General features: G+C 54.1%; 3 protein-coding genes and 1 pseudogene. All 4 read left to right on the top strand.

Translation table 11 applies throughout. The annotated features are described in order from the left end of the window. Window positions 1-629 (top strand): annotated as a pseudogene (locus CAGGBEG34_RS08885) (glycosyltransferase); the annotation flags it as partial. Beyond that, complete coding sequence (locus tag CAGGBEG34_RS08880; protein ID WP_006683310.1) at window positions 626-1,702, top strand: bifunctional UDP-4-keto-pentose/UDP-xylose synthase; 1,077 nt, start codon at window positions 626-628, stop codon at window positions 1,700-1,702. The pseudogene CAGGBEG34_RS08885 and the gene CAGGBEG34_RS08880, both read left to right, overlap by 4 nt. A 104-nt stretch (window positions 1,703-1,806) precedes the next feature. Then, entirely contained in the window at window positions 1,807-2,268 is a 462-nt protein-coding gene (locus tag CAGGBEG34_RS08875) for a peroxiredoxin (protein ID WP_006683309.1), read from the top strand. 51 nt (window positions 2,269-2,319) lie between these two features. Beyond that, on the top strand, window positions 2,320-2,741 hold a 422-nt coding region (locus CAGGBEG34_RS08870; protein ID WP_042688475.1), incomplete at its 3' end, for a hypothetical protein.

Here is a 2,741-nt window from a genome sequence, read left to right as displayed (position 1 = left end):
AAGTGGTTGAGCAGATGCGCGCGGGCCACGACTATGTCGGGACGATTCGCGCGCAGCGGCGGCGCAGTGTATGGCGGCATCAGGCATCGCGCCTCATGAACTGGCTGCGCGAACGGATTACGCATATCCGGCTCACCGACCACGGTTGCATGCTGCGCGGTTACAGCCGGCGCATCGTGAACCGGATGAACGCCTATGGCGAGACCAATATCTTTATTCCGGCGCTCGGTTATACCTTCGCACAGAATCCAGCCGAAATCGAGGTCGCGCATGATAAGCGTTTTGCTGGCGATTCAAAATATTCATTTTATGCACTGATTCGGCTGGCATTTGATCTGGTGACCGGATTTTCGGTGGCGCCGTTGCAGTGGCTATCGTTTGCGGGCTTATTATTATCGGCGGGCTCGGCCGCGCTATTTGTCTTGCTGGTGGTGCGCCGTTTTATTCTGGGCGCGGAAGTCGAAGGCGTATTTACGCTATTTGCGATTAATTTCTTTTTGATTGGCGTTGTCATTTTTGCGCTCGGACTGCTTGGCGAATATATCGGACGTATTTACCAGCAGGTCCGCGCCTGGCCGCGCCAGTTTGCGCACACACGGCTTGAAAAGGACAGAGAAGGCGGAGGATGAGGTTAAGCAGGTTGAGGGATAATACGGGGGTGAAAAAAATCCTGATTCTCGGCGTGAACGGTTTTATCGGCCATCATCTTTCCAAGCGCATCCTTGAGACGGCGGATTGGGAGGTGTTTGGCATGGACATGCTCACCGACCGTCTAAGCGATGAAATTCGCCATCCGCGCATGCATTTCTTTGAGGGCGATATTACGATCAACAAAGAGTGGGTCGAATATCACATCCGCAAATGCGATGTCATTTTGCCGCTGGTCGCGATTGCAACGCCGGCAACCTATGTCACACAGCCCCTGCGCGTCTTTGAGCTGGATTTCGAGGCCAATCTGCCGATTGTGCGCTCGGCAGTCAAATACCGCAAACATCTGGTGTTTCCATCGACGTCCGAAGTCTATGGAATGTGCACAGATGATGAATTCGATCCGCAGACATCCAATTTAATTTACGGCCCAATTAGCAAACCGCGCTGGATTTATGCGGCTTCAAAGCAATTGATGGACCGTGTCATTTGGGGATACGGCATGCAGGAGGGGCTGAATTTCACCCTGTTCAGACCGTTTAACTGGATTGGGCCGGGATTGGATTCCATCAATACCCCCAAAGAGGGCAGCTCGCGCGTGGTGTCCCAGTTTCTGGGGCAAATCGTGCGCGGGGAGCCCATTCATCTGGTCGATGGCGGTTATCAGAAGCGCGCTTTCACTGATATTGATGATGGAATCGACGCGCTGATGCGAATCATCGAGAACCCGAATGGCATCGCAAGCGGCAAAATTTACAATATTGGCAATCCGGAAAACGAATGTTCAGTGCGTGAACTCGCCCGAACCATGCTCGCGCTGGCGTCCGAATTTCCGGAATACGCGCCGCGCGCCCGGCAAGTCAGACTGGTTGAGACTTCGTCTGGCGCCTATTACGGCGGCGGCTATCAAGACATGCAGGCGCGCGCGCCGAAAATCGATAATACGCGCACTGAACTGGGATGGAATCCTCAAATGGATATGAACGGCGCGCTTCGTAAAATCTTCGAGGCTTATCGCGATCATGTCGCGGACGCGCAAGCCTTGATTGAGTAGAGCATTTTTCAGCGGCTGGCACTGTGTCGCTTCGCGCTCCTTATGCAATCTCACTGAAAAATGCTCTAGGGTTGCCCGAATATTGACCTACCGGAGAAAATTTGATGCCCATTGTGATCGACCAACTGGTGCCTGATTTTACGGCCAGCGCAACCGACGGAGAATTTTCAATCGCCGCGTTGCGCGGCAAGAAAGTCGTGTTGTATTTCTATCCGAAAGACGACACTCCTGGGTGCACCTCCGAAAGTATCGCGTTTCGGGATCTGTTTGAGTCATTTAGCCAGGCCGGCGCTGTCATTGCCGGTATTTCGCGCGATTCGCTTAAATCACACGAAGCCTTTAAAACCAAATACACGCTGCCATTTGAGCTGATTGCGGACATCGATGAGGCGCTGTGCACCCTGTTCGACGTGATCAAGATCAAAAAGATGTATGGCAAGGCAGTGCGCGGCGTCGAACGCTCGACTTTCCTGATCGATGAGCGCGGAGTGCTGCGCCGCGAATGGCGCAGCGTCAAAGTGGCGGGGCATGTAGAGGCGGTGCTTGAGGCGGTGCAATCGCTGTGAATAGGTTCATCGCTCATGCCCATTACGCGCCAGCAAGCACTCCAGCGCATCATGGAGCATCGTTCGTCAATGCAAGACACTAAACCGCAGCTCTGTACTCAATTCGACGGCTTATCCACTGGCTGGCGCGGGATTCTGGCCCCCTTTCTCGAAAGCGCGCATTACACGGCGCTGTGCCATTTTGTCGATGGCGAATGCGCAAACAACGGCAAGATCATTTATCCGCACGATGTGTTTCGCGCGCTGCATTTGACGCCGCCGGACGCGGTCAAAATTGTCATCCTCGGACAAGACCCTTACCACGGCGAAGATCATGGCATTCCACAGGCGCATGGATTAGCGTTTTCAGTCCCGCCGGGCGTGCGTCCGCCGCCCTCATTAAGGAATATCTTTAAAGAAATCGCCGCCGATTTCAACGCCCCAGCGATGCGCTCCTGTTCATACGGCTGTCTGGACGGTTGGGCATGCCAAGG

The sequence above is a fragment of the Candidatus Glomeribacter gigasporarum BEG34 genome (assembly GCF_000227585.1).
GTDB classification, from domain to species: Bacteria; Pseudomonadota; Gammaproteobacteria; order Burkholderiales; family Burkholderiaceae; genus Glomeribacter; species Glomeribacter gigasporarum_B.
Note: the sequence above shows the minus strand (reverse complement) of the source record. Positions and strands in the feature narration are given on the sequence as shown.